Source organism: Oxalicibacterium solurbis (assembly GCF_014635845.1).
Lineage (GTDB): Bacteria > Pseudomonadota > Gammaproteobacteria > Burkholderiales > Burkholderiaceae_D > Oxalicibacterium > Oxalicibacterium solurbis.
The window spans coordinates 397,731-424,273 of sequence record NZ_BMDP01000003.1 but is presented as its reverse complement, the minus strand read 5'-3'; the positions used below and the strand labels follow the sequence as shown (position 1 = coordinate 424,273).

At 55.6% G+C, this 26,543-nt stretch carries 24 protein-coding genes; 3 read left to right on the top strand and 21 right to left on the bottom strand.

Going from position 1 to position 26,543, the window contains the following annotated elements; all coding sequences use genetic code 11:
* Positions 1-68: 68 nt before the first annotated feature.
* The 13 genes from IEV40_RS11960 to dctP all read right to left on the bottom strand — a co-directional run bounded on the left by IEV40_RS11960 (position 69) and on the right by dctP (position 13,317).
* Complete coding sequence (locus IEV40_RS11960) at positions 69-2,426, bottom strand: TonB-dependent receptor (RefSeq protein ID WP_229724088.1); 2,358 nt, start codon at positions 2,424-2,426, stop codon at positions 69-71.
* Positions 2,427-2,577: 151 nt separating this feature from the next.
* Positions 2,578-3,492 (bottom strand): FecR family protein, encoded by a 915-nt coding sequence (locus tag IEV40_RS11955; RefSeq protein ID WP_188421965.1) that lies wholly within the window; start codon positions 3,490-3,492, stop codon positions 2,578-2,580.
* Positions 3,489-3,983, bottom strand: coding sequence for an RNA polymerase sigma factor (locus IEV40_RS11950; protein WP_229724087.1), 495 nt, complete (start codon positions 3,981-3,983; stop codon positions 3,489-3,491). Before IEV40_RS11950 ends, IEV40_RS11955 begins: the two co-directional genes overlap by 4 nt.
* A 271-nt stretch (positions 3,984-4,254) precedes the next feature.
* Positions 4,255-5,199: an ACP S-malonyltransferase gene (locus tag IEV40_RS11945; protein ID WP_188421960.1), complete on the bottom strand. Its 945-nt coding sequence runs from the start codon at positions 5,197-5,199 to the stop codon at positions 4,255-4,257.
* The gene (gene mdcB, locus IEV40_RS11940) at positions 5,192-6,145 is read right to left on the bottom strand and encodes a triphosphoribosyl-dephospho-CoA synthase MdcB (RefSeq protein ID WP_188421958.1); all 954 of its coding nucleotides are present in this window, start codon (positions 6,143-6,145) and stop codon (positions 5,192-5,194) included. The genes IEV40_RS11945 and mdcB overlap by 8 nt, the downstream gene beginning before the upstream one ends.
* Entirely contained in the window at positions 6,142-6,798 is a 657-nt protein-coding gene (gene mdcG / locus IEV40_RS11935) for a malonate decarboxylase holo-[acyl-carrier-protein] synthase (RefSeq protein WP_188421956.1), read from the bottom strand. Before mdcG ends, mdcB begins: the two co-directional genes overlap by 4 nt.
* The gene (gene mdcE / locus IEV40_RS11930) at positions 6,782-7,498 is read right to left on the bottom strand and encodes a biotin-independent malonate decarboxylase subunit gamma (protein WP_188422409.1); all 717 of its coding nucleotides are present in this window, start codon (positions 7,496-7,498) and stop codon (positions 6,782-6,784) included. Before mdcE ends, mdcG begins: the two co-directional genes overlap by 17 nt.
* A complete protein-coding gene (locus IEV40_RS11925; RefSeq protein ID WP_188421954.1) occupies positions 7,498-8,394 on the bottom strand; it encodes a biotin-independent malonate decarboxylase subunit beta in 897 nt (298 codons plus the stop codon). The genes mdcE and IEV40_RS11925 overlap by 1 nt, the downstream gene beginning before the upstream one ends.
* Positions 8,391-8,705: a malonate decarboxylase acyl carrier protein gene (gene mdcC, locus IEV40_RS11920; RefSeq protein ID WP_188421952.1), complete on the bottom strand. Its 315-nt coding sequence runs from the start codon at positions 8,703-8,705 to the stop codon at positions 8,391-8,393. The genes IEV40_RS11925 and mdcC overlap by 4 nt, the downstream gene beginning before the upstream one ends.
* Positions 8,706-8,714: 9 nt before the next feature.
* On the bottom strand, positions 8,715-10,352 hold the full coding sequence (gene mdcA / locus IEV40_RS11915; RefSeq protein WP_188421950.1) for a malonate decarboxylase subunit alpha: 1,638 nt from the start codon (positions 10,350-10,352) through the stop codon (positions 8,715-8,717).
* On the bottom strand, positions 10,352-11,698 hold the full coding sequence (locus IEV40_RS11910; RefSeq protein WP_188421948.1) for a TRAP transporter large permease: 1,347 nt from the start codon (positions 11,696-11,698) through the stop codon (positions 10,352-10,354). Before IEV40_RS11910 ends, mdcA begins: the two co-directional genes overlap by 1 nt.
* Position 11,699: 1 nt before the next feature.
* On the bottom strand, positions 11,700-12,230 hold the full coding sequence (locus IEV40_RS11905; protein WP_188421946.1) for a TRAP transporter small permease subunit: 531 nt from the start codon (positions 12,228-12,230) through the stop codon (positions 11,700-11,702).
* A 61-nt stretch (positions 12,231-12,291) separates the two neighbouring features.
* Entirely contained in the window at positions 12,292-13,317 is a 1,026-nt protein-coding gene (gene dctP / locus IEV40_RS11900) for a TRAP transporter substrate-binding protein DctP (RefSeq protein ID WP_188421944.1), read from the bottom strand.
* Between the two features lie 281 nt (positions 13,318-13,598).
* Here dctP and IEV40_RS11895 point away from each other — a divergent pair, with 281 nt between their 5' ends.
* Both IEV40_RS11895 and IEV40_RS11890 read left to right on the top strand, forming a co-directional pair.
* Positions 13,599-14,261: a GntR family transcriptional regulator gene (locus tag IEV40_RS11895; RefSeq protein WP_188421941.1), complete on the top strand. Its 663-nt coding sequence runs from the start codon at positions 13,599-13,601 to the stop codon at positions 14,259-14,261.
* Between the two features lie 47 nt (positions 14,262-14,308).
* Positions 14,309-15,058: a maleate cis-trans isomerase family protein gene (locus tag IEV40_RS11890; RefSeq protein ID WP_308632385.1), complete on the top strand. Its 750-nt coding sequence runs from the start codon at positions 14,309-14,311 to the stop codon at positions 15,056-15,058.
* Positions 15,059-15,083: 25 nt separating this feature from the next.
* On the opposite strand, the gene IEV40_RS11885 is transcribed toward IEV40_RS11890, so the two are convergent.
* Positions 15,084-15,461, bottom strand: a complete 378-nt coding sequence (locus tag IEV40_RS11885) for a DUF427 domain-containing protein (protein WP_188421938.1) — start codon at positions 15,459-15,461, stop codon at positions 15,084-15,086.
* A 158-nt stretch (positions 15,462-15,619) separates the two neighbouring features.
* Here IEV40_RS11885 and IEV40_RS11880 point away from each other — a divergent pair, with 158 nt between their 5' ends.
* Positions 15,620-16,783, top strand: coding sequence for an MFS transporter (locus tag IEV40_RS11880; RefSeq protein WP_188421936.1), 1,164 nt, complete (start codon positions 15,620-15,622; stop codon positions 16,781-16,783).
* Positions 16,784-16,877: 94 nt separating this feature from the next.
* On the opposite strand, the gene IEV40_RS11875 is transcribed toward IEV40_RS11880, so the two are convergent.
* The 7 genes from IEV40_RS11875 to gyrB form a co-directional block, all read right to left on the bottom strand.
* Positions 16,878-17,051 carry a hypothetical protein gene (locus IEV40_RS11875; RefSeq protein ID WP_188421934.1) on the bottom strand — a complete coding sequence of 58 codons (174 nt, stop codon included), beginning with the start codon at positions 17,049-17,051 and terminating at the stop codon, positions 16,878-16,880.
* Between the two features lie 208 nt (positions 17,052-17,259).
* A complete protein-coding gene (locus IEV40_RS11870; protein ID WP_188421932.1) occupies positions 17,260-17,970 on the bottom strand; it encodes a hypothetical protein in 711 nt (236 codons plus the stop codon).
* A 37-nt stretch (positions 17,971-18,007) separates the two neighbouring features.
* Positions 18,008-18,997 carry a DUF5655 domain-containing protein gene (locus IEV40_RS11865; protein ID WP_188421930.1) on the bottom strand — a complete coding sequence of 330 codons (990 nt, stop codon included), beginning with the start codon at positions 18,995-18,997 and terminating at the stop codon, positions 18,008-18,010.
* 118 nt (positions 18,998-19,115) lie between these two features.
* Positions 19,116-19,904: a hypothetical protein gene (locus tag IEV40_RS11860; protein ID WP_188421928.1), complete on the bottom strand. Its 789-nt coding sequence runs from the start codon at positions 19,902-19,904 to the stop codon at positions 19,116-19,118.
* Between the two features lie 5 nt (positions 19,905-19,909).
* Positions 19,910-21,337: a restriction endonuclease subunit S domain-containing protein gene (locus IEV40_RS11855; RefSeq protein ID WP_188421925.1), complete on the bottom strand. Its 1,428-nt coding sequence runs from the start codon at positions 21,335-21,337 to the stop codon at positions 19,910-19,912.
* A complete protein-coding gene (locus IEV40_RS11850; protein WP_188421923.1) occupies positions 21,334-23,670 on the bottom strand; it encodes a type I restriction-modification system subunit M in 2,337 nt (778 codons plus the stop codon). The genes IEV40_RS11855 and IEV40_RS11850 overlap by 4 nt, the downstream gene beginning before the upstream one ends.
* Before the next feature lie 292 nt (positions 23,671-23,962).
* A complete protein-coding gene (gyrB, locus tag IEV40_RS11845; protein WP_188421920.1) occupies positions 23,963-26,458 on the bottom strand; it encodes a DNA topoisomerase (ATP-hydrolyzing) subunit B in 2,496 nt (831 codons plus the stop codon).
* Positions 26,459-26,543: the final 85 nt, after the last annotated feature.

Below are 26,543 nucleotides of genomic sequence, written 5' to 3'. Positions count from 1 at the left end.
CCTTTGTCACTAATGACATATCCGCCGGCCGGCAGATGCCGACACGACGGACTGAAGCGAATGCGCAATTAGAAGTCCACTGTTGCCGAAAGCAGGAAAGTGCGCGGCGCACCGACATACAAATAGCCGGCATTGGATGAAGCCCAATAATCTTTATCGAACACGTTTTCAATATTGGCGCGGAACGTCACCGGCTTGGAACCAATGCGCGTTTGATATCGCGCACCAACATCGAAGCGCGTCCATGAAGGGATCTCCAGATTGTTTGCCGAATCAACATATTGGTCGCCGGTATACACGACGCGCGCATTCAGCCCGAGCCCCGGTGTAAAGACATTGTCCCAATCGATGCCCAGATTTGCTTGCCAACGAGGAACGGCTACTGCGTCATTTCCTTCATTGACACCGCCCGCTGCGCGCGTGAGCTTGCCTTGCGTATAAGCAGCGCCACCGATCAGGCGAACATGCTTGGCAACTTCACCAAAGACATTCAACTCGACACCACGATTACGCTGTTCGCCGTTCACCGAAAACACATTGTTGAACGTGGTTGCACTAGGACGTTCGATCTGGAATACGCTCACAGTTGTTGCGAAACGGCCCCAGTCGAGCTTGGTGCCGACTTCATACTGTTTCGTTTTGTATGGCGAGAAGATGGTGCCCGCGTTAGTCGTTCCTATGGGTGCAATTGCCCCCGGGGACAACCCCTCGATATAGTTTGCATACAGCGATAAGCCATCGGATGGTTGTACAACGACACCCACGACTGGCGTAACTGCAGATTTGTCATATGGTTGTCCTGGCACTCCCGTACCAAATTCATAATTCTGCTGTTCCACATTCTGATGACGAGCGCCAAGCGTAAGCTTGACCTTGTCATCCATGAACGACAACGTGTCGGCCAAGGCATAACTGGTTAGAGTGGTTTCGATATATGGCAGCTTTTGTGGATTCAACCCCGCCACACTGGGTGTATCGCTGTATATGGGCGCATACAAATTCGAATTACGCGGAGCAAAGAACGTCATGTAGATGTCCTGATTCTGCTCGACGCGGGAGTAATTCAAGGCCAGCTTGTGTTTGATCGATCCGGTATTGAACCGCACATTTGCACCGGCCTCATAGGATTCGTCTTTTACGTCAAACAATTGCCAGGCCGGGGCCGAATTGAAATTGCCCGCAGTGTCCAGCAACTCCGGATTGCCGGCGAGCGCGTCCATGCTATGCCTGCGATTCCCCACGCCGCCGTAGATGGTCACGTCATCCGTTACATCGTATTCTGCCCGTGCAACAATCGTCTTGTCGGTGGTCTCAGAGCGGCCATAACCTGGATAGTTCAAGTCGGAGTCCGGCACTTTCGGCATGGCAGTCAATCCACTATTTACTTGAAATTGACGCACAACGCGATCGATATCCTGCTTCTGATAAATCAAATCCAGTGAAGTCCGTAGTCGCTCACCGCGATAGTCTAAGGCCAGCGCGTACACCTGATCTTCCTGCTGCTGCTTGTCGATCGCCGTATCGCCATCACGATAAGCGCCATTGAAACGCACGCCGAATTCCTTGCGCTCGCCGAATCGCCGGCCAATGTCGACCTGACCACCACCAATCGAGTCCGATACGTAATTGGCAGTAACACGTGTCAACGGTTCATCATGCGCGCGCTTCGGTACAACATTGATTGCGCCACCGACATTGCCGCTTGTCGGCATGCCGTTGAGCAGAGCCGATGGGCCTTTCAACACTTCCACGCGCTCCGCCATTTCCACCGGAACTCGAAAATACGGCATCAAACCATACATGCCGTTGAGTGCAACGTCCTGGCTCGCAACAGTAAAACCGCGAATGGAAAAATCTTCGTTGATATTGGTGCGTGCACTCGAAAGACGCACTGAAGGATCGTCAATCAGCAAGTCCGACAAGCTGCGCGCCTGCTGGTCTTCGATGGCTTTGGACGTATAGCTTGTCTGATTGAAGGGCGTGTCCATGAAATTGGTATTTCCCAACATGCCCACATTGCCGCCACGCGCCACTTGGCCACCTGCATAAGCTGACGGCAAATCGCCCGTCGTTGCCGAAACATTCACCACCGGCAATACACTTTCACCGGCAGCAGCCGTGCCGGCAGGAACGACGGCGAACGTACGCTCATCCGACGCCTGGATACGCAAGCCGGAATCCTCCAGCAAACGGTCCAGCGCCTCGCGTACCGTCATCTTGCCCTTGATCGCCGGTGCCGACTTGCCAACTGTTACCTCGCTGACAAACACGATTTGCGCTCCCGACTGGCGGGCCAGCGCATTCAATGCCTGCCCGAGCGGTTGCGGCGCTATATCCAGATCAACCGGGCCGGTTTGTGCCAGCACCGATGCCGACAGCATCATGCCGACTGCGACTGCGGTCAGCTTTCGCTGAAACTTGTTCATCACATCTCCCATTTAAAAAAGACTTATATGGAAGATGCCGAATCAGCCTGCGCCGATGTACACCTGTCGCACGAAATTTTTTTGAAAATGCATTGCAAGACTCGCAAGCACTTGCGGGGAAAGCGATGACGGCATGTCATCGCACCAGGAATCAGCTTGCGCCGCCGGCGCGCTTTTCTTCATTGCGCGGCACGATCGCCACGCTACCGTCCGCTTCACGGCGTACATTCACCGATGCGAGCGTGGGCAGCATCGACAGCAGTTGGTCGATACGGTCGATATCGAACTGGCCGGTAATGCGCAGATCCGCCAATGCCGACGACAAACGCACCGGCGCCTGCCGGTAACGCTGCAGTTCGGCGACGACCGCTGCCAGTGGCGTATTGTCGAAATGCAGTTTGCCGTCATGCCAGGCGGCAATGGCGTTCGCATCGATTTGCGCCGTTTCATTCACGTGATTGCCATCGGTTTCAACCGACTGGCCGGTTTGCAGCAGACGCACGGCAGCCGGCTCATTTTCTGTCGAGACCTGAACGCTGCCTTCCAGCACCGTGACCTGCGCGCCGCGTTCCGTATTGCGCACGTTGAATACGGTGCCGATATCTTCAACCCGTGTCTGGTTCGCGTAGACCCAGAACGAACGCCAGCGCGAATGCTCGACCTTGAACAGTGCCTCGCCCTGCGTCAGGTACAGATGCCGCGAGCGCAAGTGGTATTCGACACGCAATACGGAAGCGGTATTCAATGAAACTTCACTGCCGTCTTCCAGCGTCCACGTGCTGCGCTCGCCGATGGCGGTCGCCACCTGTTCGCTCTTGTATGAGGGATCCAGCCAGAACAGCACACCTGCAAGTGCAACGATTGCAACGGACGCTATCGCACGCTTCTTGTGCTTGCGCTCTGCAGCACGTCGGACAATATCGTCGACTCCTGGCAAATTTGCGCGCAAGCCATCCTCGAACAACATCAGCGCATCGTCGTCCAGTGTCATGGTGTTACCCGAGACTGTATTCTGCTGCCGTGCAGACTCCGGATGATCGGTAATGGCAGGTGGCATGCGGGTCATGACGCGTTCATCACCGGCGCCAGCCCGACCACAGCACGCGCCATGTGGCGCGCCACCATGCCGCGGGAAATGCCGAGCTTGGCCGCCACTTCGGCTTGCGACAGGTGATACAGCTTGTGCAGGATGAAGACGTCGCGGCAGCATTCGGGCAATGCGCGTACCGCTTCCAGTAGTGCCTGTTCCTTTTGCTGGAAGGCCACGGTCAGTTCGGCCTCCGACATGTGCGCCGGAAAAACCGAGCGGGTTTCCGGCACTTCCTCCATGATCGTCAGCACGTTGGCACGCAATTTCTCCGTGCGATAACGATCGATCGCCAACTGCGTGGATACATGGCGCAGAAATGCCTGCGGCGTCTTGATGTCGTCGCGCGGCGGACGTTCCAGTATTTGCACGCAAACGTCATGCATCACTTCCGTCGCAAATCCCTTGTCGCCGAATCGGCGGCGCACGTGGTCTACCAGTTCATCATAGTGACGAACCAGCGCAGCCATTAGCGACGAGGAACCTGAGTAGTTTGATTGCACGAGACGACTTCGGGAAACGAACGTAACGATGAACCGCGAACGGCATTTGCAGCTACTCCCCGAATAACGGATCATCTATTGCAAATGCGAATTGTTCTCATTTTATCAGATGGCAGGGGTCCGGCAACCTGTGCAACGCGCGGATGTCGGAAAGATGCGACACGCCAGGAGGGGAAGACGTTCGTCGTTTTCTTGCGTTCCGGCATGATGGCAGCCAGCGTTCTCGACGGCGCGAAACTCAGTCCAGATGCTGTTCCACCCACCTTTTGACGCCGGCCAGCGTTCTGAATTCGGCAACAGCCCGGCAATGGATGTGTGGATGACGCGATTTCAACATTCTGGACAAGGCAGAACCAGGGCCCAGTTCAATGGCCAGCGTCGTACCGGCTTCGTTGATGCCGTCCATGACGGCATGCCAGCGAATCGGCTCCGCCAGCTGGCGCGCCAGCACAGCCGGCGCAGCGGCGGCATCATGCAGGCGCGCACCCGAAATGCCGGCCAGCACGGCACAAGCCGGAGCGTGCATGCCACTGTCGGCCACCGCTTTTTCGAACGGGACCACGGCTTCATGCATCCACGGCGTATGCGATGCAATCTGGATCGGCAGACGCGTTACCTTGCCGCCGCCGGAAACGACCACCGCTTCCAGCGCATCCGCCTGATCTAGCAGACCACCGGCAATGATGCTGTCGGCATCGACTTCGATGGCTGTATGAAAACCGTGCGACTGCAGCAGGGGCGCCAGATCCGCCAGCGGCATCCGGGCCTGCGCGAACGAAATCGCCAGCATGGTCTGCGGCCGATCCGGCATGACGCAGGCTTGCAGCAATCTGGCGCGGGTCGCCGCCAGACGTATCGTTTGCTCTGGCGCCAGCGCCCCGGCCACCGACCACGATGCCAGTTCGCCGATGCTGTAACCGGCCACCAGCGCCGGGGGCGGCAGGCTATGCCGGATCGCTTCCCACGTCGACAGCGCCGCCGCGATCACCAAGGGTTGCGCGACCAGATTGTCAAACAGCCCGGACTCGTCGGCCAGCATCTCCTGCAACGGGCGGCCACACACTTCTTCCAGCGGCCAGCTCTGCAGCAACTGCGCCACATGCGGATCGCTGCGCGCGAGATCGAACATGCCGGCATGCTGCCCTGCCTGTCCCGAACAGAGCAATGCGATACGGTCAGCCATCGGTGCCGCCCATGACCGACACTTGCGCCGCCTGTTCTGCTTGTTCCAGCTGATGCACGAACCACGTTGCCGCGAACAGATCGGCCGCCCCGCCGGGCGACAGTCGCCTCGCGACGAACTGCCGGTGGCAATCGTGCGCGGCAGCGCGCCAGTCCGGATGTGCGGTGCCGCCGCGCGACAGGAACTGCTGCGCACTGCTGCGCATCAATGCCGCGCCCTCCACGCCGCCGCGCGTATAGATATTCGTGTCGTCGATATGCGCCATCAGGCTGAAGAATGTGTCGATCTGCGCTTCCTCTACAGCGCGCCCGCTCGCCAGCGAACGGCGCAGCTGCGGCAACGCGACGTCAAACAGCGAGGGAAATCCCGCAGCTGCCTCTTCGCGCGCACCGCCGACCGCAAAACGCATCGCGGCGTGCTGGCCGTGCGAGCCGTACATCGGTGCCGCCGAGTGCGCGACCAGCGCGACACCCCATTGGGTCGTCAATGCATGACGCAACATCGTTGTCGAAAACGGCCACCCATGCAGCCGGCAATACCCGGCTGCGGCACACAGCAGGCCCAGCGCGAATATCGCGCCGCGATGCGTGTTGATGCCGCGCGTCGCCGCCAGCATCGTGCGTTCCGCTTCGATCCCGTGATGGCGCAATACAGCGAACGGCACAGCTTCTGCACCGGCACGCGCAATCCTGGTGAAGTAATGACGCAACGAAAACAGGCTGCGCATGAACAACGCCGCGTCCATGTCGTCGTGGCTGCCGTTGTCCCATGGCGATACCAGGCCCGGCTTCGGATACAGCACCAGCTCGGCATGCAGACTGCGTATGGCCAGCCGGGCGATATCTATATGCCGGATGCACTGCAGGGATGATGTGTGCAACGGCAAGCCGTCGGCACGGCCAGCGAAGGAGGATGAAAGCGGATCGTTTCGTTCCACGGCACTCATTCCAGTTCGGCCAGCAGCGAAGTGCATGTGCTCAGGTTCACCGCCTGCATGCTTTTGGCGAGGATGCGCATCGCATCCGGCCGGGCCGACGCATCCGCCCATTCCTTCCATGCCACGGCGCGCCCCGATGGAAACACGATCTCGCCGTCCAGCGGTAGATGCTTTGCGTAAAGGCGCAGCAACTGCAGCCCTTCATCAAGCTGGTTGCGATCGCGAGGATAAAACAGCAGGTCGATGTCGGACGACGCAGACAGATAGGGAAGCGAGGTCAGCGACTGCATGGCGGCCGAGCCGTAAACATGAAAAGACAAGCGACCGCGGGCAGCTGCTCCGGACAAATCCGCAAATCGCTCCCGCCATGGCGCCGGTAGCGACGGTATTGCTTCATCGATGACGAGCGGCATCGCGTGACGCGCGATATCGGCAACATTGACGACGAAGCCGATGCGCAACTTGTTGCCGGCCGCATCGGGCGGCAATGGCAAGCCCAGACAAAGTGTGCCGGACTCCTGTGCGCCTTCGTTCCTGCGCACAATGACCGGCCAGTCATTTTCTTCCCAGCGCGCAAAAACACTGGCATGGCCGGGAGCCTGCGAACATGCCGCTTGCCAGCCCGCCGCGTTCAGCCAGATTCTGTCATGCCGCTTGAACATCGCCCGCTGCCATCACTGCCTGCGCCACCGGCAGCGCCAGCTTGCGGCCGCCGCGCGCCAGCCCGCGCGCGCTACGGCGATCCGCCTTGTCGTCCTGCTGCAATGCCTGCATCAGGCATGCCGCCAGATCGCCTTCCCAGATCGCTTCCACGCCACCCATGTTCAGGTAGTTGATCGCGCCGGGTGCAAAGACCGGATTGCTTTTGGCCAGTTCGACCAATCTTTCTTCCGGCACCTTGGTGATGCGCGCCATCGCCGGCAAGCCCATGACGCGGATTTCCGCATCGGGCAATGCGTAGCAGGCGTCGGCCATCAGTCCGCTGGTGATGAAGCCGCCCGACAGCGCCTGATCGTAGACCAGCCCGATCACCGGATGTCCGCGTCGCCGCGCCACATCGATGCATTTGCCCAGATGCGCCATGTAATGATTGATGCCCAGCATTTCGTCGCGATGCCGTAACCGCTGGCCCTGTGTATCGATCAGGATGACCAATGGCCGGCCCGGATGATCGCGCATCGTCTGCAGGATGGCGGCGGCCTGCGCCATGGCGATCTCCACGCCGATCGGCGTGTGGCCGGTGGTGCCGATCACCGTCACGGTCCTCTCGCCGACGGTGCCGCTGCCGCTGAGAAAATGATCGCGTTCGACGATATCGTGCCCTTGCGGGAAAAGTTGTACTGCCAGCGCCTGCCATTCCATCATCGTTCTCCCGCGCGCAACGCTTGCGTCTGCTGCACGAATGCCGACGCCTCCAGCATCGGCAGGCGATCGGGATCGACCACGCCGAGCGCCGACCAGATATCCATCGGTTCGCTCAATTCGCCGAATGCCGTCAGCCGCCGTTCGAGCATGGCATGTTCGCGCTGCAGCGCTTCCAGCGTCACTTCCGACGGCGCCCGCCTGCACTGTGCCAGCGCATCGATTGCCGCGCGACGAAAAGCCGCTATGTCGTCCGGCACGATGGCATCGCAGTCGGCCAGCAGATAGCGATGCTTGCCGCCGGATGTGCGCCAGACCAGCGCGCGGTCGCTGGCGTCGAATTCCTCGACGCCGTGCGCCGTTTCGATCACCTCCGGCCCCGACATCGCCAGCCGGCCTTCTTCCGACATCACAATCGCATTGGCGCAACAGGCAACGATGCCCATGCCGCCGAAACAACCGTTGGCACCGCCGATCAGCACGATCACCGGGATGTCGGCTGCACGCGCATCGAGCACGGCGCGCATTACTTCGGAAACGGCAATCAGCCCCGCATTCGCTTCGTGCAGGCGCACACCACCGGTTTCCAGCATCAGGATCACGCCGTCCACCCGATCGGCAATGGCGCGCTTGAGCAGGCCGACCAGCTTGGCACCATGCACCTCGCCGACCGCGCCGCCCATGAAACCGCCTTCCTGCGCAGCGGCCATCACCTTGCTGCCGTTGAGCGTGCCGCTACCGATCGTCACGCCATCGTCGAACGAGAACGGCGTATCGAGTTGCGCCAGATGCGGGCTGACAATGCGCTGTGCCGGCGGCAGGAATTCCGTAAACGAACCGGCGTCGAGCAACTGGTGCATGCGCTGGCGCGCATTCGCTTCAAGATAACTGTTCATGCCGATGCTCCCTGCAACGATTCGACAGCCTGGTCCAGCCGCAGGCTGACGACCGCCGGCGTGGCACCCACATCGTTGATCGCGATGCGCACATTCGCCAGCGACCAGCGTGCATGAAAGTCGTCGATCACTGCCTGCCAGATTGCGCCGAAGCCGACTGCGGCGGTATTCACTTCGACTTCGCATCCGCCGTTCAGCTCCGTCGATTCGATCAGCACTTCGAGATTGCCCGAGCTGACCACACCGATCAGATGCGCCTGCGCTGGCATGCGTGTGCAACCGTTTTCCAGACGAAAATGCAGTGTTTCCATATGCGTGCCTCACCAGTTGCGGAAGCGCTTCGGCGGCGTGTACAGGCCGCCCGATGCGCGCACCAGGTCTTTCATGTTTTTTGCCGCCAGCAGATCGCGCGTAGCCATGCGCTTGTCGATGCCGAGGTCTTCGGCGCGCACGACGATGCCGCGATCGCGCAGGTTTTCCACCATGCGCTTGTCACGCGCCATGCCGACCTGCGTATAACCGGCCACGCCGCGGATCGCCTGTTCGCGTTCTTCATCGGTGCGGCACAGCAGCAGATTGGCGATGCCTTCTTCGGTCAGGATATGCGTGACATCGTCGCCGTAGATCATGACCGGCGGAATCGCCAGCTTCGCCTGTTCCGCCAGTTGCCATGCATCGAGCCGTTCAACGAACGCCGGCTCCATGTGTTCACGAAAGGTTTCCACCGTCTGCACCACCAGCTTGCGGCCGCGCGGAATGCGATCGCCATGACGCGCCTGTTCACCCGCCTTCAACCATGCATCGCTGGTATGACGGCGCCCGCGCGCATCCGATCCCATGTTCGGCGCGCCGCCGAAACCGGAGATGCGGCCCAGCGTCGCCGTCGATGAATTGCCCTGCAAGTCGATCTGCAGCGTCGAGCCGATGAACATGTCGCAGGCGTACATGCCAGCGGTCTGGCACATCGCGCGATTGCTGCGCATCGAGCCGTCACGGCCAGTAAAGAAGACATCGGAGCGCGCCTCGATGTAACGTTCCATGCCCAGTTCCGAACCGAAGGAATGCACGGATTCGACAAAACCGGCCTCGATCGCCGGGATCAGCGCCGGATGCGGATTGAGCGCCCAGTGGCGTCCGATCTTGCCTTTCAGGCCGAGCGATTCGGCGTAAGTCGGCAGGATCAGTTCGATCGCCGCGGTATCGAAGCCGATGCCGTGATTGATGCGCTCGACGCCGTATTCGGCATAGATGCCCTTGATCGCCATCATGGCCATCAGCACCTGCACTTCGGAGATCTGCGCAGGATCGCGCGTGAACAGCGGCTCGATGTAATGCGGCGTCGGCGCCTGCACAACGAAATCGACCCAGCCGGCCGGCACGTCGATGCGTGGCAACACGTCGACGATTTCATTGACCTGCGCAATCACGATGCCGCTCTTGAATGCGGTCGCTTCGACAATCGGCGGCGTGTCTTCGGTATTCGGTCCGGTGTACAGATTGCCGTCGCGGTCGGCCGCCTGCGCAGCCACCAGCGCCACGCGTGGCGTCAAGTCGATGAAGTAGCGGCCGAACAGTTCGAGATAAGTGTGGATCGCGCCGATGTTGATCTTGCCTGCCGCGACCAGCCGCGCCAGTTGTCCTGCCTGCGGGCCGGAGAACGAAAAATCGAGCTTCGATGCGATGCCCTTGTCGAACACATCCAGATGTTCGGGCAAGGCGAGCACCGACTGCAGCATGTGCAAATCGTGCACGCGCGCTGGATTGACCTTGCATAACGCACTTGCCAGAAAATCCGCCTGCTTCTGATTGTTGCCTTCCAGGCAGACGCGGTCGCCCGATTCAACTACCGCTTCGAGCAAGGCGACGATCTTCGCCGGATCGACAATGCGATCGGTCACGGCGAGGCCGCGCGCCATTCTCTGGCGGCGGTTATCGGCAAGCGTATTCCACTGTTTCATCACGATCCGATTTTATTGGGAAGCCAGGTAACGATCTCCGGAAAGACCGCGAGCAGCGCAATGAAACCAATCATGATCAGAATGAATGGAATCACGCCACGCAGGATTTCGCTGTTGCGCGTTTCCGGCGAGATGCCCTTGATGACGAACAGGTTCAGGCCGACCGGCGGTGTGATCAGGCCAAGCTCCATGTTGATCGTCAGCACGATACCGAACCAGATTGGATCGAAACCGTTGGCGATGATGCCCGGCAGGATCATCGGCGTCACCATCAAAATGATAGCCACCGGCGGCAGGAAGCAACCCAGCACCAGCAGCAGCACATTGACCCAGAACAGATACGCCCACTTCGACATCTCGAGCGCGGCCATCCATTCCGCCGCGCTTTGCGTGATGCGCAGGTAACTCATCACATAGGTGAAGAGAAACGCCATCGCGATGATCATCATGATCATGCACGACTCTTTCGCCGCACCGAGGAAAATCGCGCGCACATCCATCCAGCGATAGCACTTGTAGACGAGCGCCACCAACAGCATTGCACCGAAGGCGCCGATGCCGGCGATTTCCGACGGCGTGCCGAGGCCGCCGTACATCGCATACATGATGACCACAATCAGGATCACGAAAGGCAGCAGCCGCGGCAGCACCTCCAAACGCTCGCGCCAGCTGTAGGTTTCGGCCATCGGTGCGATGACGGCATCGGTCTCGCCCGCCGCCACAGCTGCATCGGCGCGACGAATCTGCCTGGTTGCGCTGTAGACCACATAGGCGGCAAACAGTAACGCCAGCAGCAGGCCGGGGATCACGCCCGCCAGGAAAAGCTTGCCGATCGACTGTTCGGTAATCAATCCATAGATGATCAGCGTGATCGACGGCGGAATCAGGATGCCGAGCGTGCCGCCGGCAGCGATCAGGCCGGTTGACAGCGCATCGGAGTAACCGCGCTTGCGCATTTCCGGAATGCCCATGCCGCCGATAGCCGCGCAGGTTGCGGGACTGGAACCGCACAGGGCGGCAAATACCGTGCAGCCGATCACGTTCGCCACCCCGAGCGAACCCGGCATCTTGTGCATCCAGCGGTAGGCCGATTCATAAAGATCGACCGCCGCCCGCGTCTTGCCGATCGCCGCCCCCATGATGATGAATAGCGGAATCGTCAGCAGGGTGAAGTTATCGAGTTCGCCGTACAACGTTTCTGCCAGCAATTCCAGATTCATCGCCGGCATGAAGAAATACATGAAGCCCAATGCGCTGGCTCCCAGCGCAAACGCGATCGGCATGCCGGAAAACAGCAGGATCAGCGTCACGCCCAGATACAACAGGCCAATTTCTAGCGTTCCCATCTCAGGCTCCCGTCAGATTCTGCGGCTTTTCGTGCGCGCCGCGCACTGCCAGTGTTTCCAGGATCTGCACGATCATCTGCAATCCCGTCGTGCTCAAGCCGAACGCCATCAGAAAATAGGGAATCCACAGTGGCGGCGCCCATGTCGAACTGGTTGTCCACCCTTGCTGGTATGCATCCCAGCTGTAATGCCATGCATTGTGCGCCACCACGAAGACCACGACGGCCGACAGCGCATCGCCGATCATCAGGCGGATACGGTTCCATTTGGGGGACATCACTTCATCCAGTACTTCAATGCCGACATGGCCGCGTTCCGCCTGCGTATACGCCGCCGCCAGAAAGGTGGCCGCAATCAGCAGATAGACGCAAAACTCGATCATCCAGTCATTGGCGATTTTCACGTAATAACGCGTGATGACTTCATAGACGAGCGCCACCGCCGCGATCACGATCAGCATGGCAGCAATAATCGCCATCCACCGATTGAAGCAGCGCAGTCCACCGCCGAAAACTTGGATCAATTTGTTCATAAGGACATTCCTGGAAAAATGCCTGCAACCCTCAGGCTGCAGGCATTTTCGATCAGACGAATTACTTGACCGCTTGCGCCATGTCGAGCAGTTGCTGGCCGTTCTTCACTTTTTCCGCGAAGTTCTTCCATGAGGTCTGCTTAGCCAGTTCACGCCATTTTGCGAAAGCGGCATCATCCATGTCGGATGCCTGCGCGCCGTTCTTTGCATAAACTTCGCCGAGTCGCACGTCGTCCTTCTTCGACTCTTCCATCGCGAACTTTTCCAGATCCGCGCCGACTTCCGTCACGATCTTCTGCTGTGCCGGCGTCAGGCTGTCATAGGTGCTCTTGGCCATCAACAGCGGTTCGAACATGAACCAGAACGTATTCTTGCGCGCAGTCGTCACGTGCTTCGCCACTTCATACAGACGGAAGCTCAGCAGCGACGTGCTCGATGTGACGGCTGCGTCCAGCACGCCGGTCTGCATCGCGTTGTAGATTTCGGATGAAGGAATGTTGGTAATCGAGCCGCCGGCACCTTTCAGCATCAGGTCCATGTCCTTGCTGCCGCCACGAATCTTGATGCCTTTCGCATCGCTCGGCTCGACAATGGCTTTCTCCTTCGATGCCACGCCGCCAGCCTGCCACACCCACGTAATGATCTTGACGCCTTTGCCTTCCACCACATCGCTCAGCGCTTTGCCGATCGGCGCCGTTTTCCAGCGCAGCCCCTGCTCATAGCTGGTGACTAGTGCCGGCATCAGACCGAGATTGGTTTCAGGGATCTTGCCGCCCTCGTAGGCGAGCGGCAGCACCGTCATGTCGAGTGCGCCGGTCTGCATCGCGGAAAACTGGCCGGTCGGCTTGACCAACGATGCGGACGGATAGATCTGGAATTTCAGTTCGCCGTTCGTACGCTTTTCAACCTCTTGCGCGAACTTCACGGCCAGGCGATGACGGAAATCGGCTTCGGGGCCGTCGCCGCCCGGGAACTGATGCGAAATCTTGATGACTTTCGGTGCGGCGAATGCCGCGCTGGAAAACCCGACGGCGAGAGCGCCGGCCAGGATGGAAGATAATGCCGACTTCAGGAAAATCCTTCTCATGTTGTGTCTCCTTATGCAATTCTTGTTTGAAAGATTCCGGCTTGCGGCCCGTCCGCAAGACTCGATGCACGCCCGACGAACCCTGCTTCACTGACAGGCAAACCGGAAAATCCCATGACGGGAAGGCCGGCGAGTCACACCGTTCGCATGCGCAACATAACATCTGCTTTTCTTTTTGTGTATACAAGAATACATTTAACAAATACACAGTCAAGAATTAAATATAATCCGCCCTGCATATTGATTAGCCGGTCGTTTTATTCGCGAAGAAGCTGCTCCACATGAAAAAACGCTCTGAACTGCTGCGCGAAGCCATCGAGGAAATGATCGCCGTCGGCAAGCTGGCGCCCGGCCAGCACCTGGATGAAACCGAACTGGCAACGCAGTTCGGCGTTTCGCGTACACCGATCCGCGAAGCGCTGATCCAGCTCGCATCGATGGGGATCATCGTCATGCGGCCACGACGCGGCGCGATCGTGGCGGAAATCAGTCCGCAGAAACTGATCGAGATGTTCGAAGTCATGTCGGAAATCGAGGCGATGTGCGCCCGGCTCGCGGCGCGCCGCATGTCGCCGGCCGATCATGCGGCGCTGCTGGCCGCCCACCATGCCTGCGAAGAAGCGCGCAACGCACCCGACCCGGACGAGTATTTCTATCGCGGCGAGACTTTCCATCAATGCATTTACGCCGGCAGCCACAATGCCTTCCTGATCGAGCAGGCGCGCACGCTGCACCGGCGCCTGCGCCCCTACCGCCGGCTGCAGCTGCGCGTGCATGGCCGCATCGACAAATCGTTTTCCGAACATGACGCGGTGGTCCAGGCGATCATCGAAGGCCGCAGCGACGCCGCCGGCGAACTGCTGCGCGATCACATCATGATCCAGGGCCACAGGTTTACCGACCTGATCGCGTCGCTGTCGCGCATTTCCAATCAAGCCGCCTAGCAATTGCATCGTCGGCACCGCAGCATCAACCACAACAGGAGCGCCGCATGAAGACTTATCGCATCGGGCAAATTGTCCCGAGCAGCAACACCACGATGGAAACGGAAATTCCCGCCATACTGCGCGCGCGGGAAGCGATTGCACCGGAGCGCTTTACCTTCCACTCCAGCCGCATGCGCATGAAACGCGTGACGAAGGAAGAACTGGCCGCCATGGACGGCGACTCGGATCGCTGCGCGCTGGAGCTGTCGGACGCACGCGTGGACGTGCTCGGCTACGCCTGCCTGGTTGCCATCATGAGCATGGGGCGTGGTTATCACCGCGTATCGTCGGCGCGCCTGCATCAACGTACCCTAGAGAATGACGGCCCGGCACCGGTGGTGACCAGCGCCGGGGCGCTGGTTCACGGACTCGGCAAGATTGGCGCAAAAAAAATTGCAATCGTGGCCCCCTACATGAAGCCGCTGACGGAGTTGGTCGTCGATTACATCGAGCACGAAGGGTTCGAAGTGCTGGACTGCATTTCGCTGGAAATACCGGACAACCTGGAAGTCGGCGCACGCGATCCGAACGCACTGATCGAGATCTCAAAACGCCTCAACGTCGCCAATTGCGATGCCGTCGTACTATCGGCCTGCGTGCAGATGCCATCGCTGTCATCGATCCAGCCGGTGCAGGACAGGATTGGCCTACCGGTCGTATCGGCCGCTGTCTGCACGACTTACCAGATGCTGGAAGAGCTCGGCTTGCAAACCGTCGCGCCGAATGCTGGCGCACTGTTGTCGGGCAAATTCTGATCGACGAGGCGAGGGGCGCGTCGTATCAGCCATCGACCCGGATCGCATCGACGCGATCCGGATAGAAGGCAAGATAGCCCGCGATTTTTGCTACTGCCTCGTGCGGCGATTCATAACTCCACACTGCGTTGCCAGAGCGCGCGCCGCCGGCAGGGATGCTGTAGTAACTGGCATCGCCCTTGTACGGACAATACGTTGCGTGGTCGGTGCGCTGCAGTTGCGCCATGTCGACGTCTTCGCGCGGAATGTAATGTACGGCGGGATATGACGCTTCCTGCAAGGTAAGCGCTGCGCGCGTGTCGGCAATGACACGGTCTGCAACGATGACGATGATGTGTGCCGGATCAGGTGTGATCGTAATCGGATGATCCGGTCCGGGAATTCTGACTGGCTTGTCTGGCATGGTGTTTCTCCCGCTGCATCTGCAGCACGATCTTGTTCCTGTAACGAAGGACAGCTAACCAACAGCCAGATTACTGCCATTTGACCTTTGTTGCCGGCCGACGCAGGCCGACTTGCCTGTGTGTATGATGCAAGGCAATACTTGCCGCCCGCGACGAAATGCCTCCCGTCTTTTCGATCATTCTCGCCCAACTGTTCGGCACCTCATTATGGTTTGCCGCCAATGGCGCAGCCGGCGACCTGATGCATGCCTGGCATTTGACCGCTGCCGACATCGGCTTGCTGACTAACGCCGTCCAGCTCGGATTCATCATCGGCACGCTGACGTTTTCGCTCTCCGGACTCGCCGACCGTTTTGCGGCAAGCCGGATCTTCGCCGTTTGTGCCGTATCGGGCGCCATATTGAATGCCATGTTTGCCTTTGGCGCGCACGGCTTGCAGGCCGGACTGCCATTGCGCTTTGCCATCGGCATCTGCCTGGCCGGCATCTATCCGCTCAGCATGAAGCTGATCGTCAGCTGGGTGCCGGATAGGGCGGGCAATGCGTTATCACAGCTGATCGGCATGCAGACGATCGGCGTGGCCTTGCCTTACGGCGTGCGTGCCGTCGGCGCAAGCTGGCCATGGCAACCGAGCATGCTAGTTTCTTCCGCACTGGCATTGATTGCAGCGGCGATGATCTGGCGGCTGGGTGACGGCCCGCATCTAGTACGAGCTGCAGGAGCAGGATCGCTCGACATACGCCGCCTGCTCTCGATATTTGCGATTCCGAATTTCCGCGCTGCCGCTCTCGGATACTTCGGCCATATGTGGGAGCTGTATGCGTTCTGGACGCTGGTGCCGACGTTCATCATCGTCTCTGGCGTTGCCTCGCAATCGACTGCGGCACTATCGGGTTGGTCGTTTGTCGTGACTGCAGCAGGTGCCATCGGATGCATGGCCGGCGGTTTGTGGAGCAAACGGATAGGCAGTGCGCGCGTTGCGGCGGCAGCACTTGCCACGTCTGCCCTGTGTTGCGCGCTTTTTCCCTTGAGCGGCACTTGGGGAATGTCGGCAAAGATTTTGTTGCTGCTTGCCTGGGGAATCAGCGTGGTTGCCGATTCCCCGCATTTTTCGGCGCTATCGGCCAAAGCCTGTCCACCGGAAATGGTCGGCAGCGCACTGGCATTCCAGAACGCGATCGGCTTTGCGATTTCGATGGTTTCGATTCAGATCGGTGCAGGAATCGTCGAAAACTGGGGCAGCACCGTAGCGTGGCTGTTGCTACCCGGCCCGCTACTGGGTTTGATGGGATTACGGCGTTTGATCAAGGCAGGTGCCTGACTTTTCACAAGTCCGGCAGTTGAGCTGGCAACAGGAATCGCATCGACCCGGCGGTCAGTTTTCGTACAACTTCCAGGCAAACAGTGGCAGGCAATCAACGGCTACCGTGATATACACCCGCATCCACTTCGCCATATACCTGCACACCAGAAGCGCCTGAATTTGTATCCTGCGGATAGCTGGCGTACCCGCTGCTGCATCCTTCCAGTACGAGCAATACCGAAGCCAGCACACATACCGCGCCAAGAAGTTTTTTGAACTTTTTCATGGCTGACCTTTCGTCATGACGGCAGGGTGCCGTCACAGCCATCATCGCACGAAATCTGGTTATGCACCTGGAATCCTGCGTACTCTTTACGCATTATTTTTCGATGAATTACTTCCATGAATGCAATGCTTCAGGGCTAGAAAGCTCGTCTAATCCCTATCGTCAGCCAGTAACTTTTGTTTAAGATAGGGCCGCCAATATGAGGACCCTATAAACATTTCGTGAGGCTTACATGAGTTGAATCAAGCAACCTACTTTTTTCTCCATCGATGGCGATCACATCAATTGATGTATCAGTCAAAAATACAATTAAGTGTTCAGATCTGGCTAAAATTCGTCCACCAATTGCCGTACCATCGTCGAGCATGATTTTACTAGGCAAAGTCTTTGCTGCTTTTACAGCGCAAGCCTGTTTATAAAATACGTTCTTACCGTCCTCCATGGCCTTGATCACCCATAAGGTAAGTGGCGTCAGTATCAAAATAAAAAAGAGAATTGCTGCGACTAACAGAGACTTAAAGAGCTTGCTCAACGTTTTGTCGATTTCAACATTTTCATCCCACCATTTCTTTGATTTAATAATCCACAAGATTTTTAATGGACTCTTATTTTTAAAGCCAAATGAAAGAACTGCGATATATAGGGAAAAAATACCTAGTACCACTGGCAACCAGGCCCAGTTGTAATACGCAGCGGCAAAACCAGCAAATGCTGTTTGTTGCAAGCTCATTGAAACTATCGGCCGCACTCCAGCCGCATTCCAATAACCCGTATAAAACGCCTCTCCTGCAATCCAAGCACCGATACCCAATATGCTTATTAATATTGGGAGCAAACTATTCCAATGAATTTTTGTTCGATTCTTTTTGCGATTAATAGGGGGTTTAACCGCGAAACCAGAAAAAGAAGTATTTGGCATTCTGTTTAAAAATTATCGGCACCAAAGACAAACCTTTTCAGGAATCGAGCGGTTTGGCTTGACTATGCATATGAGTAAGTGCCCGTCCCTCATAAGCCGCCACAATAAACGGCTTAACAGCATCAAAGTCTTCCATTGAAGCCAGAGGCACCTCTGTATCTCCAGTACCCCAATGACCGAGCTGAGCAACATCTCGGGCATTAGATAAACTTTGAACAACAGAAGCGGGATCAAGGTGCAGATAGAGCATTAATCGATTCTTCTGCAATACCACCGTTGCAAAGTTCTTCAGACGCTTGAAAGCAACGTATAAGCGTAATTCCTTACGCTGTACATCATCGCCTAGTGAAAGCATGTAATTTTCTAACGAGGCAAGAACTTCTTTCAAGGGCTCTGAAAGAGTTGGCAAAATTTCTGCGTATGATTTGTCTGGGCCTACAGGCTTTGCTTGCACAGAAGAGGAATTTCCTACATCTTTAATTAGTTTTGTTGCCTTATTTCCATGCGCCTTTGCAAAAGGATCGCTCGACGTATTAGCCAACTCAAATAGAAGCAGTTCTTCACCAAAACGACGATAACGAATAAGCTCGATATTGCGGTTAATTTGCTGAACTGCGTGTCCATCGTATTTAGTGAAATCTGCCGCAATGCAGACTAACCTAGGCGCACTCCAATCGATAGCATCCGCCGCCATTTTGCCGAGCCTATCCATCACCAGTAGCTTGAATTCGGCCTGATGATCCATCAACCAATCGAGGTAAAACAGCCCCTGATTGATAACGTTTTCACCGACCGAACGCTTGTACTCCAAAATCACCGGACAGTTGTTTTCGTCCAACCCTAGCGAATCAATACGCCCACCGTGCGTCTTGCCAGTGGAGTATTCGGTTGCCAAAAAGCGAATGCGGAGTAAGGGTTCGAGGTTGGCCTCGATTAGAGTTTGTAGTGGTTTTTCTAGGTCAGATGTATCACCTTGCAGCTCGGTGACCTTACCGTCGTTGACTTTGAAAAGTTTGATATCGCTCATTGATAAAACCTCTCATCCGTATAACCAAGATTTCGTAAAATTCCGATTCGTATTTTCCGGAGATCAGCATGAATGAGTTCGCTATTAATAACGACTAGTTCTTCATTGCTTCCGGTTTTCAAGTTACACAAGTCAGAAATCGCCGGACGATTCGATATGCGGGCTCATAGCATTCCGATGCCTGTTTAGTTGGCGATAATTCTCCATGAAACAAATGGCATCGCAAGAGATAAACAGCCTCAACTGCTGCAGCAAATAATTCCTCACGGGAGCAATAAAACGAAAACGATCCGCATTTTATCGGCTCAATATCTTTCTGCGTCAGAAGGTCTAGAATCTCTCGAGGGGCCGAGGCTTCGTAAAGCTCTCGCAGACAATTTTTCTGTGTAGGTCGTAAAGTGCCAAAAGCAGGAATGGCTTCTAACTCTTCAAGGTCGTATTTTTGCTGCTGATGTTGCAATATTGGCGCTCGAGCTCTGTTCAATACAGTGGTATCCAAGGAACCATTTGCTTTACGATCAACCTTAAAGGTGTATCCATAAGAGTTAATTGTCTCAACTTTCGGCCCTCTGTCACGCAGATATACCTTACGAAACGTAATTCGATGCTTGTCTTCGGCTTTACCCGTCTGAATTTCATAGTGCTCTAAACGATGATGAAGAAGTCCAATATCACTTCGAAATTGCTCCGCGTCCTCAGACAGAGTCTCTAATAGTGGACGCAGCGCGTTGCCGACCGGGTTAGCGTTCCACTTAAGTTCATTGAGAATTTTTCGATCCTGCGTCTCGGAATATGCGTTGCGATACCAAGCGTTAAACGCAAGCCACACCTTAACGAACTGTCCAAGGTAATCAATCTCGGAAAGCCGCAACCAGCCCTCACGATTCTCGATGAATGTGTTTGGCATGGTTATCAAATCCCTCTAAGGTAATCTAGAGCCGCCCTTTCATTCTGCTCCACGGCGATCTCGACGGCATGCTTTGCGGTATCGAGAAGGTGAATCGCTCGCTGCTTTGATGTAAATCCGTTTTCGATAGCTTGACGAACCTTTTTCTGTATTTCTTCAGGTGCGACCCAAATAACGAACTCAGCAATATCGGATGGATAAAGTTCGATCTGACCAGATGAACCATGCAAACGCTGCTCGACCTGCATTTGGCCAGCAACGCTATTAATAAATACAGAAAGATAAATCGGATCGATTACGTTAGGCTTAGGACGCAGTATGGTTACATGATTATCAGGGATAGCTTTGCCAGAATGAAGATAGGGAGCACTACGACCGATGGTCCCTACGCCAGTGCCATTCATCAACACATCATTCGGTTCAATCAAGATTTTAGCGGCATCTTCTGCCGCCACCCTATTTTCAGCATCGAGTCGAATCTCACCGCCAAAAACATGCTTTGAATTGACAACTGGTAGACCTTTTTCAGCGTATTCTGGTTGATTACCCCGTTCATTTATCGCCAACATAGAGCCAAGCGCCTTTGCTTCGCCGGTTTTCTCAAGATACTCAAGCAATTCGTCGTATTTTGGTTTGAAGTGTTCGGCATCAAGCCGGCCTGCGGCGAACGCCTCACGGCTGCTGCGCAGATAGGTAAGTGGGTCGGGAATTTTCCATTCTTTGAGGCCGAGCGCATGAAGAAGAAATTTCTCAGCATCGGTAAGTAGTTTGACTCCGCGATCTTCCAAATCTACCGCCTTCATAAACATCTCGGCAATTTTTCGCTGAAAATCTTGATTAAGTGGAGGAATTCGTAACGCCCGAATCGAGTCGGTCGAAATAGTTGGCTGTGCCACAACCTTCATTCCCGCCTCTAATTGAAGCCGCCCGAATTTTGTGTTGGCAAACACACCAACAAAGTATGGATTGACAGTTTTTAACAGTTCTGCGGCGATGATGTTCGGGCTAATCGTCGCTCGATCATATAGATTGACTCCTGCGCCAACTTCACCAACACGTGCAAACATCACCGTATTTCGCCCGAAGGTTTTTAGTTCTTCGTCGTCAACGAAGGAGGCTTTTAGCAAGGCAATGTCACCTTGATCAGACCGGCAATCGCGTAGATTAAAAGGACGAATCATCGGAACTCCACGTTCCACATAATTCTCATTTAGAAGATTCGAACCGAAAGGACCACATACGACAGATTTGGCATGAATGTCTAGACGATCCCATGCTGCCGCTCGTTTGCGGATCTCAATAAATCGTTTCTCAAAAAAAGAGGAATCGAGTCGCCCGGTAGGGTCAGCCGAAATTGCTTCGCTATAAGGTAGGATAGTTACTTCCAGCCCCTCCAACAAGCGCGCGTAGCGCAACTCATCGCAGGGGCTCATCGAAAAAAACTTAATTTCTCCTTCTTAGCGAACTCGATGAACGCCTCGGCAATGCCGTCCTCCGTCTTGCCATCATGATTGAACAAGTCATGTTTGACGATTAAGTGTCCGTGATCATCAAGTAAAGGTGCATCCAGATCAATACTGGCTTTTTTTATCTCTTCTGAGCTTTCCGCTTGCAAAGCTTCGATTTCGCTGAGTCGCCGTTGATCACCCTCTGTTGGGTTGTCGTTACGTGCTTTGGTACGAAGTATTGCTAGCTCTTCATCCAAGCGCCTCCACTTTTCCTTTAGTGCTATACACTCCGCGATTTCGTTCGCCGTCATACTATGTCGTACAGCCCGATAAATTTTGTCACCAGAGCTATCCTTAGAAGGCTCGCGCATCGTAGCGAAAAAGATCGGGTAGTCAGCCTTCTTTGGACATAACGGCCCAGCTTTGGGATCATCATTCCACTTCTGCACAAACAGTACGCTGGTCTTAGTCCCAGTGTGTGGCTTGAAGGCATTGCCGTGCAAGCCGACGACGGCAAGGATGCGGCAATGTTCATTTAGATATTCGCGCAAGTCCTTGTCGCCGGCATTGTTGAAACGGCCTTGTGGCAACACTACGGCCATGCGCCCACCAGGTTTAAGGAAAGAAAGGTTTCTTTCAATGAAAAGGATGTCTCGACCTACAGTGTTCTGATGCTTGATCTTAACCTTGCGATAACTGCCATCGGCCGTTTGGAAGATAGTTTCATTGCTAGCGTGCAGCCCCTCAGTAAAAGTAGGCGGACGCTTGCGGGCATCGACAATGTAAGAATCAGCCGGATCGACCTTAGCGATTTTTTCGTAGCTGACAGTGCGAGCCAATTCGTACTTAGCGAGTATACGAGTTTCCTTGATATCGCCAGCAAACGGTGGATTGGCCATTAGCACGTCGAAGCAAAAATCGCGGTTGCTAGTCTTGTCGACACGCAATTTGCGCAAGCGCTTCCAACCTTCGCCGTAGATGTCGATCCATTGTTCGTCGCTGGTCTTTTCGTCCCAACGTTCATAATCCAAGGTATTGAGATGCAGCACATTAGTTTGTCCATCACCCGCAATCAGGTTAAGAGTGCGTCCGACGCGCACTGCTTTTTCATCGAAGTCAATAGCGAAGACCTTATTTCGCACATAGTCTTCACACCGCGCGGGCTTCTTCTCGGTAGTGAAGAGGTGACTCTTGGATAGTCCCTCTTCCTTCATGATCTGCTCCCAGACGTGAAAGATGCCATGCACTGGAAAGCCACAACTTCCGGAGGCAGTATCTATTAGGGTTTCCCACTCCTGCGGATTCATCATCTTCACACACATGTCGATGACGTAACGCGGTGTAAAGTATTGTCCTTTCTCGCCCTTGCTCGATTTGTTAATGAGATATTCAAAAGCCTCATCAACAACTTCGAGATTGGAATTAAAGAGTTTGACCTTTTCAAGCGAGGCCACGCAGACAGCGAGGTGGCTAGGGGTCAATTCGATCTTCGCACCGTCAGAGAACACCCCTTCCCACTTGGCGCTAGCCTTATCGAACAAGCCTTGAATCTTGGCCTTCAGTTCGGTTTCAGTGTCCCCGTAATTTTTAAAAATAAGGTGCCGCTTTTTGTCACGACCACTTTCCATTTCATCGTAAAGCTTGGTAAATATCAGCTTGAACAATTCCTCAAACACATCTACGCCAGCGTTCGCGAGGACTTCATCCTCCATTTCCAAGATAAGGTCCTTAAGGGACTTTCGCTCATTCACCAACTTGTCCAACCGCACCAGATCGTCGATAGTCCAGCGCTCAGCCAAAATGTCCGACAGCTTCTCGTGCTCCGAGGGAATGGCAGGAATGTCTTCGAAGTAGTTAGGATCTTTGCGGTGGTAATAAGAGATTTGCTCGCCGTTAGTCCAGACGCCCATCGGCGCACCTGTAGCGTTGCAATAACTCTTAAGCTGCTCCTTACCGTCTTTTAGTTTAGGCTTCTTAACTTCAACAAGGATATAGGGCGAGGTAATCTTGTCTTTGTCGAAGACACAGATATCGGCGCGCTTCTTCTCACGACCAAAGGTAACTTCGTGCTCGACTTCCATCCGACTGACCGGATAATTGAGATCGTCGCGCAAGGCCATCACATAAAGCTGCCGAACCGCCTCTTCAGGCGTTAGCCTAATCGGCTTGCCGCGCACTAAACACGTGACGTAAGGCACTTCTTTCTTCCCTGATTCTTTGATCGTAATAGCAGCTTCCAGCGTGGCGATTTGAACCGGCTTGAACTGATTGAGCTTATAACCACTGTCTTTAAGCAGAGTGGCGAGTGTAATTGTCATTGGTTACTTCCCGAATTTGGATTTCTTATTATTTCTAATATTTGAAATGAACTAGATCTAAATCAGACCTTTTTTCTGAATAATGATATCAATCATCGACATGCCGAACATTTTGGTTTGGCGGTAAACTTCGGCTGTGACACATCTCATATATGGATGGCCATATTTAGTCCGTAACTAAAGTGTTCTACATTAACCAGAACTCATTCTGTATAAAAAAGGCTCCTTAGGAGCCTTTTCTTGTTTCACATAATTGAGAATATTTCAGATATTTTGAGAACCTACAACAAGATTAAATATCAATATTCCCCGCAGCCAGCGCATTCGATTCGATAAACGCTCTGCGCGGCTCCACATCATCACCCATCAGCGTCGTGAAGATCTGATCCGCTGCAATCGCATCTTCGATCTGCACCTTCAATAGGCGACGCACGTTCGGGTCCATCGTCGTTTCCCACAGCTGTTCCGGGTTCATCTCGCCCAGACCTTTGTAGCGTTGCTTGCCAACGCTACGTTCGGCTTCACCGCGGAGCCAGTTCATCGCCTGATGGAAATCACCGATGGCGCTGACCTTGGCTTTGTCACCAGCGCCGCGCTGTACGGTGGCACCTGGGCCGATCAAACCCTTGAAGGTTGCTGCGGCTGATGCAAGTACCCCGTAATCCGGACCAGCGACGAAATCAGCATCGAAACCGGTGACCTTGATATTGCCGTGATACATGCGCTCGATGCGCAATGCGAACTTATCTGCCAGTTCGTCGTGCACAACGCTGACCTTGACGGCCGGATCGTCGATGCCTTGCTGCAGGCGAACAGCTGAATCTTCCGCTACCTGTTGCGAGCCGAGATCCAGCGTAACGCCTGTCATGATCGCGGTGAGGGCAGCCGAATCGATCGTGCGCGTCAGGCGATTGATGATCGCGTTGGACGTGTTGTACTGACGAACCAGTTCCGACAATGCTTCACCCGTAATCGGTGCGGCACCTTCGTTCGGCGTGATGGAAGCATCGTTCAATGCGATCTGCATCATGTAGACAGCTTCTTCCAGATCGTCTTTCAGATAACGCTCGTCTTTACCATGCTTGACCTTGTACAGCGGCGGCTGCGCGATGTAGACGTGGCCGCGCTCGACCAGTTGCGGCATCTGGCGATACAGCAATGTCAATAGCAGCGTGCGGATGTGGGCGCCGTCGACGTCCGCATCGGTCATGATAATGATGCGGTGATAACGCAGCTTGTCGATGTTGAATTCATCGACGCCGATGCTGGTGCCGAGCGTGGCAATCAACGTAGTGATCTGTTCGCTCGACAGCATTTTCTCGAAACGCGCCTTCTCGACGTTCAGCACCTTGCCGCGCAGCGGCAGGATCGCCTGGAACTTGCGGTCACGGCCTTGCTTGGCAGAGCCGCCTGCAGAGTCGCCCTCGACGATATACAGTTCGCACAGTGCAGGATCTTTTTCCTGGCAGTCAGCCAGCTTGGCGGAAAGGCCGAGGCCGTCCATCACACCCTTGCGACGCGTCAGTTCGCGCGCTTTGCGTGCGGCTTCGCGTGCGCGTGCCGCTTCGACGATCTTGCCGCAGATGATCTTGGCGTCGTTCGGCTTCTCCATCAGGAAGTCGGTCAGCGTCTTGGCAACGATCTCTTCGACCGGGCCGCGCACCTCAGAAGACACCAGCTTGTCTTTGGTCTGCGAGCTGAACTTCGGTTCCGGCACCTTGACGGATAGCACGCAGGTCAAACCTTCACGCATGTCGTCGCCAGAAACTTCAACTTTTGCTTTCTTGGCAAAGTCGTTTTCTTCGATGTACTTGTTGATGACGCGCGTCATTGCTGCACGCAAACCCGTCAGGTGCGTGCCGCCGTCGCGTTGCGGAATGTTATTGGTGAAGCAGAGCACCTGTTCGTTGTACGCGTCGTTCCATTGCATGGAAACGTCAACGCCGACAAGCGTGCCTTGTTCCGATTCACGCTCGCCGGTTGCCTGGAAGACGGTCGGGTGCAGGACGCTCTTCGCCTTGTTGATGTATTCAACAAAGCCCCGCGTGCCACCTTCGAACGCGAAATCTTCTTCCTTGCCGGTACGCTGATCGGTCAGCTTGATGTGCACGCCATTGTTCAGGAACGACAGTTCGCGAATACGCTTGGCGAGAATGTCGTAATGGAATTCGACGTTGTTGAAAATTTCCTCGTCGGCCCAGAAGTGCACTTCAGTGCCGCGCTTGTCGGTTTCACCCAGCACCTTGATCGGCGAGACGACCTGGCCGTCGATGGTTTCAATTTCACGATTAACCGGTACGCCACGCGAGAATTCCATCGAATGCACTTTGCCATCGCGACGAATCGTCAGCTTCAGCGTTTTCGACAGTGCATTCACGCAGGACACGCCCACGCCGTGCAGGCCGCCGGAAACCTTGTACGAGTTCTGGTCGAACTTGCCGCCGGCGTGCAGCTCGGTCATCACGATCTCGGCCGCGCTGCGTTTCGGATCGTGCTTGTCGTCCCACTTGATGCCGGTCGGAATGCCGCGACCGTTATCGGTGATCGAGATCGAGTTGTCCGAATGGATGGTGACGTGGATTTCGCTGCAGTGGCCTGCCAGCGCTTCATCGATGGAGTTATCCAGCACTTCGAAGACGCAGTGATGCAGGCCTGTGCCGTCCGACGTATCGCCGATGTACATGCCAGGACGTTTGCGTACGGCTTCCAGGCCTTCGAGGATCTGGATGGACGACGCGCCGTACTGGGCGGATTGCGAGGATGGGTTCTCGTTCGGGATCGCGGACATGGCTACCTTTATTACGGTGACGGATGAAGCAACGGTGAGGTCTTTTCTTGCTCGGCTTCGCGGAAAAGCGCGGAGGGAATGGGGG